This window comes from Kitasatospora sp. NPDC057518 (assembly GCF_042802075.1).
Classification (GTDB): domain Bacteria; phylum Actinomycetota; class Actinomycetes; order Streptomycetales; family Streptomycetaceae; genus Kitasatospora.
Map to the genome: position 1 here is coordinate 1 of NZ_JBHVEU010000511.1, position 6,018 is coordinate 6,018.

Below are 6,018 nucleotides of genomic sequence, written 5' to 3' on the forward strand. Positions count from 1 at the left end.
CGCGGCCCCGCCGTGGGGGCAGGGGGCGGGCGCCGCTCGCCCCCGGCCGGGCCCGCGTCCCCGAGCCGCTCCGGCCGCGTGTTGCCCGGGCCCCGGGCTAGCGCCCCCCCCGACCCCTCCTCGCGCACGACGAGCAGTACGCTGCCGACCCTGGCCAGTGCCACCGCCGACGAGGAGCCCTGGACGCGGACGGCGCTCTGGTCGCCGATCCGCGGGACGGCCGCCGCCGGGTCGGTGCCGGCGGTCCGGTCGAGCGTGTGGTCGAAGGCGCGGGCGGCGGCCTCGGGGGAGGCGAAGGAGGCCACGCCGAACTCCACGGTCTGCGCCGAGGCCGAACCGAAGGTCACGGTGGCGGAGGCGAGTTGAAGGTCGCAGGAGTCCGGGAGCAGGCACGGCAGCCCGCCGCCCCGGGCGGTCCCCGCCGTCGGCTCCCGTCGCACCTGCCAGCCGCCCGGCAGCGCCCGCGCGTCGGGCAGCACCGCCCGGACCAGCGCCGGGTCGCCCAGCGGCGGTGCGGCGTGCGCCAGTCCGGGCCCGCCCGGCTTCAGCAGCGGACGCGAGCCCAGGTGGATGCCGATCGCGACCAGTGCGGCGATCAGCACCAGGGCGAGCGCCACCACGATGCCGGTGCCGCTCCGCCGGGCGGCGAGCGTCCGGGCGCGGGCGGCCCCCGGGTCGAGCCGCAGCTGGACGGTGGCCGGGTTCGCCGGCGGCGGCGTGGACGGCGGTCCGACCCGCAGTTGTACGGTGCCGGGCTCGCTCCGCAGCTGGACGGTCGGCGGGTCGGCCGGTTTCCCGAGCCCGGTGGTGGCGAGGTACCGCGCGAACGCCGGGTCCGCGGCCAGCAGGTGGTCGACGGCGGCGGTCAGCAGCGCCCGTGCCCGCGCGTCCCCCGGGCTCGCCTCCGCCGCCGTCAGCGCCCGGGCCCCCTCCGGCACCGTCCGCAACCGCGCCCGGACGACCTCCGCCACCGCCCGGTGCGGCCCGTCGCCCAGCAGCGCCGCCACCGCATCCGGTGCCAAGCCCCGGCCGTCCCCCATGGCAACTCCCCTTGCCGCACGAGTGGTTGCCCCCACGATCCCGGACCGGGGCCCGGTTCGTACCCATGCCGAACCGAACGGAGACGCGACTGAGACGCGATCCGGACGTAGCCGGGCGCGGCCCGTCGGCCGACCCGCGCCGTGGGCGGGGGGTGTCAGCGCAGGTCGAAGACCAGGCGGGCGGAGACCTTGCCGCTCAGGACCTCGTCGAAGCAGGCGTTCACGTCCTCCAGCCGGCGGGTCTCGCGGATCACCCGGGTGCGGCCGAGGGCGTGCAGGCGGAAGACCTCGGCGAGGTCCTCGCGGGTGCCGACGATCGAGCCGATCACCTTGGTGCCGTTCAGCACCGTCTCGAAGACCGGGAGTTCGAGCCTGCCCTCGGCCGGGAGGGCGACCAGGACGAGGGTGCCGCCGCGGCGCAGGGCGCCGTAGGCCGCCTGGAAGGAGGCGTTGCTGACGGCGAGGGCGATCGAGGCGTGGGCGCCGCCCAGGGCCTGGACCTCGGCCGCGACGTCCTGGGTGCGGGCGTCCAGGACGTGGTCGGCGCCGAGCTCGCGGGCCAGGGCGAGCTTGTCGTCGGTGACGTCGACGGCGATGGTCTCGGCGCCGAAGATCCGGGCGTACTGGAGGGCCAGGTGGCCGAGTCCGCCGATGCCGGAGACCAGCACCCGGGTGCCGGGCCGGGCGTCCGAGACCTTGAGCGCCTTGTAGGTGGTGACGCCCGCGCAGGACAGCGGGGCGGCGTCCAGCGGGTCGATGCCGTCCGGGACGGGGACGACGTAGTCGCCGTGCGCGAGCGCGTACTCGGCGTAGGCGCCGTCCACCGAGTAGCCGCTGTTGTGCTGCTGGAGGCAGAGCGTCTCCCAGCCGGAGACGCAGTGATCGCAGCGCCCGCAGGCGTCCGCGAGCCAGGGGATGGCGACCCGTTCGCCCACCCGGACGTGCCGGACCTGGTCGCCGGCCGCCTCGACGATGCCGACGCCCTCGTGCCCGGGGACGAACGGCGGGCTGGGCTTGACCGGCCAGTCGCCGTGGGCGGCGTGGATGTCGGTGTGGCAGAGGCCGGAGGCCTCGATCCGGACCCGGACCTGGTGCGCGGCGGGCTTCGGTAGGGGGCGGTCCTCGACGGCCAGCGGTGCGGTGAAGTCGTGGACGACGGCGGCCTTCATGCGCTTCTCCCTCGGGCGTACGGACGGGTGCTGCCGGCGGCCGCGCGCGCGGGCGCAGCCGCCACCAGCTTCACCCGATGGGGTGATCTTCGCCGTCCGGACTAGGCCAAAAGAGTGGGCATGGGGCCAGGTATCCCCGCAGGTCAGCGCACCGGCATCGACATGTAGACGGCGCGCCGCCCGTAGGACGCGGGGACCGCCACCTCCCGGTGCGCGCGGTAGCCGAGCAGCCGCAGCAGGATGTCCGCCCCGCGCACCGCGACCATCGAGATCCGCTCGAAGCCCAGCTCCTCCGCCCGCTCCCGGAAGTGCCGGATGAACCCCAGCGCGACCTCCCGGCCGCGCAGGTCCTCGGCGATCACCAGGTCGTGCACGTGCAGGTTGCCCGACTCGTGCACCGCGTCCTCCGCCCGGGCGAGGTCCGGGCAGAGCAGCGGCGGGTACGGCAGGCTCAGCAGGTAGCCGCGGACCGTGCCGCCCTGCTCCAGCACGAAGCAGGTCTCCGGCGAGCCGAGGGCGCGGGACTGCAGCGCCTCCCGGCCCTCCGACAGGCCGTCGGCCGCGTAGGCGTCGTACTCCAGCGCGACCACGGCGTCCCAGTCGCCGTCGGCCAGGAGCCGGATCCGGAGGTCCTCGCCCACTAGGCCGGAACCTCCGAGGCGCCGAGCCCCTCCGCGCGGGAGGCGGCCACCAGTGCCGCCCAGGCCTCCACCAGCACCGCCCAGCGCTCGGCGTCCGCCCGCGCCTCGTCCAGCAGCTGCTGCCGCCGCTCGGCCACCACGTCCGCGAGCTCGGCGTACTTGCCGCCCAGCTTGCGGTAGGAGCGGTCCAGGACGTCCAGGCAGTGCTCGTTCCCGGCCCGGTCCCAGTCGACGCTGCCGCGCACCAGGTCGAGGAGCGGCTCGACCTTCAGCCCGTGCCGCTCGTCCAGCAGTCCGCGGCCGAGGTCGATCATCCCGCCGTAGACCGGGTACAGGTACAGCATCGAGAGCAGGAACTTGACGAACCGCAGCTGGTAGTTGACGAAGCCGGAGCCGGTGCGGCGCTCGGGCGTGTAGTAGTTGACGATGTGCCGGTTGTGGACGACGCCGGGCAGCCGGGAGTGGACCATGGCGTGCAGCAGGGCGTAGTCGCTGCCGATCGTCTCGATCGAGGGCAGCAGCGGCAGCACCTCGTAGGCCCGGTGGTCCAGGGCGATGTTGCACATGTAGACGTCCCAGATGTCGGGCACGCCGAGGACGGACTCGTCGGTGGTGAACGGCTCGGAGCCGGCGCCCTTGAAGGAGACGTCCACCATCGCGTCCTGCTCCTCCTCCGACCACACCGGCGGGGTCCACAGGCGCACCACCTCGCGGTAGACGGCCGGGTCCAGCTCGTGGATCTCGCTGATGTCCACGTTGAGTTCGCCGATGAAGGAGCCGCTGACCAGCATCACCGGCTTGTCCGCGTCGGCCGGGTCGAGCTCGGAGCGGGACACGACGGCCGCCGCCTCGCCGGCCGGCCGGCCGATCGAGAGCAGCTCGTGGTGGATCGGGAAGACCTTCCGGCCGTCGACGACCTGGAAGTCGGCGTCGTCGTTGCGCAGGTGCGTCGAGGTGCAGCCCAGGGCGGCCGCGCCGAGGAAGAGCCGGTTGACGCAGGAGCCGTACGCGACGGCCGGCGGCAGCATCATGTCGAGCAGCAGTTCGGGGTCGGCGGCGCCGGAGCGCTCGGCCACCCGGCGCAGGAACTCCCGCTGCCGCGCCTCGCCGAGGTGGTGGACGACCACGCCGGGGGTGGGCTCCAGCGCGGCCACGGCGCCCGCGTTCTCCGCGAAGGCGACGGCGTCGGTGGTGTCGAGGACGAGCAGGTGCACCTCGACCCCGAAGGTCGCGACGGCGTAGGCCGCCTCCTCGGCGAGTTCCGCGATGGTGTCGGGGCAGGACCGCATGGTGGGCAGGGCGAGGCAGACTCTTTGCATGGTGCGGGTTTCTCCATCGGATCGTCAGATTCGGTGCAGTGATTGCCAGTTGAGCGCACAGGGGGATCCCGGACGGCGGCTCGGGCCGGTCTGCCGGACCACCGTGGACTAGACCACTTGTGAAGTCAACGATTGACAGCGGCGCCCCGACGGGGTGGAATGCGCCCCCTTCCGTGCGACCGGCCGTCCCCGCACGGGCGCCCGAATCGCACGTGAGGACGAAGAGCCCTCGCTGAGTCGAACGGCCGGACGGGTACGGGGGGTTCATTGCCGGGGTTTTGCGCCGTCGGGGTCAATCCGTGAGCCCTGCCTGCCGATACCGGAGGTGATGCCCTCACGCCGTTCGGAGGAGCCCACGATGCCCGAACTGTGGCTGCCCGGTGCCGAGATCCACGACCTCGGCGACCACGCGCCGACCGATCAGCAGTACCCGCCGAAGGCCATCGCCCACATCACCTGGGACCGCAACGCGACCGCCGCCGCGCCGCAGGACTGGTGCTCCTACGAGGACCTGGTCGGCTACTTCACCGGCAGCGGCGCCGGCGACGCGCCGCACCTGGTCTGGGACCCGTTCAGCGGCCGCACGGCGCAGCTGTTCCCGGCCGACTCCCGCTCGAAGAGCCTGCTCAGCCCCAGCCAGAGCCCCACCCGCACCAACCGGGCCGGGCGGGTGGTGATCCAGATCGAGGCGGTGTTCTTCCCCTACTGCCGCTACCAGGGCGCCGTCTACCCGCGCCTGGTCGACACCCCGTGCGCGGGCTGGGACCGGATCCACGCCTGGATCTCCTCCTGGGGCGTGCCCGACATCTGGCCGATGGGCCGGCCGACCGACTTCTCCAGCCACCGCGACGAGCGGACCTGGGAGGCCCTCGGCGGCTGGTACGCGCACGCCCACGTGCCGTACAACGACCACACCGACCCCGGCTCCTGGCCCGACCTCACGGCCGGGCCCGGCTCCCCGGGCATCCCGCCCCAGCAACAGCCGGTGCCCCCGGTCACGACCGCCCGCTACCAGGTCAGCATCAACGGCCTGCCGTACGGCTACGGCGCCCAGGGCTACCAGGTGACGGTGGTCGGGCGGGCGCTGGTCGCGCACGGCTTCGGCGACCACTACCGCTCCGGCCCCGGCCCGAACTGGACGGACGCGGACACCGAGAACTACGCGGACTACCAGGGGAGTCTGGGCTACGCCGGGCAGGCGGCGGACGGCGTCCCGGGGGAGAGCTCGCTGCGCCGGCTGCTCGGCTACCTGCCCGGGCAGCGGACGGTCTCGGTGTCCCACGTGGTCGCGGCCGCCGGGACCGACCCGGGGGCCGCGCAGGGGCACCTGACGTACGGGTCCGAGGTGGCCATCGTGGAGCAGGCGCTCGCCGACGAGGGGCTGCTCGACCAGCGGTGGGTGGACGGCTCGTTCGGCACCCGGACGGTCTCCGCGTACGCGGCCTGGCAGCGGCGCTGCGGGTACCAGGCGGGGGCGGCGGACGGGATCCCCGGCCAGGCCTCGCTGCAGCAGCTGGGCGCGGCGCAGGGGTTCGCGGTGACCGACTGAGGCCGGCTCCGGGGGAACCGCGGCCGGGGCTGCTTCCCGCTGTCTCCGGCTGCTCCCCGCTGTTCCGTGCTGCTCCTCGGGGAGGAGCGCTCCGGCTGTCGCCCGGTGCGTGTACTCGCCGGGGAGTAAGCGAGGTTACTTCCACCGTCAGATGCCCGATGAGGATCGGACGGGAGAGCCTGGGGCCGTCCTCGTGGCCCCGACTCGAAGGAGGTACCCCGTGCGCTCGCCCGCGCCACCGGCCGCGCGCTGCGGCTGCCCGGCCGCGAACTCACCGCACTGGAGTACGCCGCCCTGCTC

At 74.3% G+C, this 6,018-nt stretch carries 5 protein-coding genes; 1 reads left to right on the top strand and 4 read right to left on the bottom strand.

The genetic code is table 11. The features are described 5' to 3' along the window. The 4 genes from ACFU7Z_RS34625 to ACFU7Z_RS34640 form a co-directional block, all read right to left on the bottom strand. Window positions 1-1,022, bottom strand: a 1,022-nt coding sequence (locus tag ACFU7Z_RS34625; protein WP_380781953.1) for a hypothetical protein, incomplete at its 3' end; no start/stop codon positions are given. Window positions 1,023-1,195: 173 nt separating this feature from the next. Continuing rightward, complete coding sequence (gene adhP, locus ACFU7Z_RS34630) at window positions 1,196-2,209, bottom strand: alcohol dehydrogenase AdhP (RefSeq protein ID WP_074004513.1); 1,014 nt, start codon at window positions 2,207-2,209, stop codon at window positions 1,196-1,198. 143 nt (window positions 2,210-2,352) lie between these two features. After that, complete coding sequence (locus tag ACFU7Z_RS34635) at window positions 2,353-2,850, bottom strand: GNAT family N-acetyltransferase (protein ID WP_380781955.1); 498 nt, start codon at window positions 2,848-2,850, stop codon at window positions 2,353-2,355. After that, entirely contained in the window at window positions 2,850-4,169 is a 1,320-nt protein-coding gene (locus tag ACFU7Z_RS34640; RefSeq protein WP_380781957.1) for a DUF6271 family protein, read from the bottom strand. The genes ACFU7Z_RS34635 and ACFU7Z_RS34640 overlap by 1 nt, the downstream gene beginning before the upstream one ends. A 358-nt stretch (window positions 4,170-4,527) precedes the next feature. On the opposite strand from ACFU7Z_RS34640, the gene ACFU7Z_RS34645 reads away from it, so the two are divergent. Next, complete coding sequence (locus tag ACFU7Z_RS34645) at window positions 4,528-5,718, top strand: peptidoglycan-binding protein (RefSeq protein WP_380781959.1); 1,191 nt, start codon at window positions 4,528-4,530, stop codon at window positions 5,716-5,718. The last annotated feature ends 300 nt before the right edge of the window (window positions 5,719-6,018 follow it).

Excerpts from the sequence above, each read along its gene's own strand:
- adhP (WP_074004513.1), bottom strand. The coding sequence starts at position 2,209 with ATGAAGGCCGCCGTCGTCCACGACTTCACCGCACCGCTGGCCGTCGAG.
- ACFU7Z_RS34640 (WP_380781957.1), bottom strand. The coding sequence starts at position 4,169 with ATGCAAAGAGTCTGCCTCGCCCTGCCCACCATGCGGTCCTGCCCCGAC.
- ACFU7Z_RS34645 (WP_380781959.1), top strand. The coding sequence starts at position 4,528 with ATGCCCGAACTGTGGCTGCCCGGTGCCGAGATCCACGACCTCGGCGAC.